This is a genomic window from Pseudomonas sp. SIMBA_067, assembly GCF_046534675.1.
Classification (GTDB): Bacteria; Pseudomonadota; Gammaproteobacteria; order Pseudomonadales; family Pseudomonadaceae; genus Aquipseudomonas; species Aquipseudomonas putida.
Genome location: NZ_JAWRYH010000055.1, coordinates 1 through 453, shown reverse-complemented (window position 1 = coordinate 453; position 453 = coordinate 1). Strand labels below are relative to the sequence as shown.

Here is a 453-nt window from a genome sequence, read left to right as displayed (position 1 = left end):
CCAGTACCGTGGCCTCCTCACGGGGGACAGAAAGCGTCACGCTGTACGTTTTCAGGTTGGCATTCAGCCCGGCAGGCGCTCGCTGAGAATAGCCATCACCAAAGCGCACCTTTCTTACAGAAGGGACCGAAGCCACATCCATACCGGGTTTCACTTTCCAGCGGAAGGTCTTCATCGTCCACCTCCGGAGAACAGGCCACCATCACGCATCTGTGTCTGAATTTCATCACGGGCACCCTTGCGGGCCATGTCATACACCGCCTTCAGAGCAGCCGGACCTATCTGCCCGTTCGTGCCGTCGTTGTTAATCACCACATGGTTATTCTGCTCAAACGTCCCGGACGCCTGCGACCGGCTGTCTGCCATGCTGCCCGGTGTACCGACATAACCGCCGGTGGCATAGCCGCGCATCAGCCGGTAAAGATTCCCCACGCCAATCCGGCTGGTTGCCTC

The 453-nt window shown here is 58.9% G+C and carries 1 protein-coding gene and 1 pseudogene; both read right to left on the bottom strand.

Features of this window, described 5'->3' with window-relative positions; genetic code table 11:
• Positions 1–175 (bottom strand): phage tail protein (locus SB765_RS28040; protein WP_264114899.1); only part of this gene is annotated, 175 nt, incomplete at its 3' end.
• A pseudogene (locus SB765_RS28035) lies at positions 172–453 on the bottom strand (phage tail tape measure protein); the annotation flags it as partial. The gene SB765_RS28040 and the pseudogene SB765_RS28035, both read right to left, overlap by 4 nt.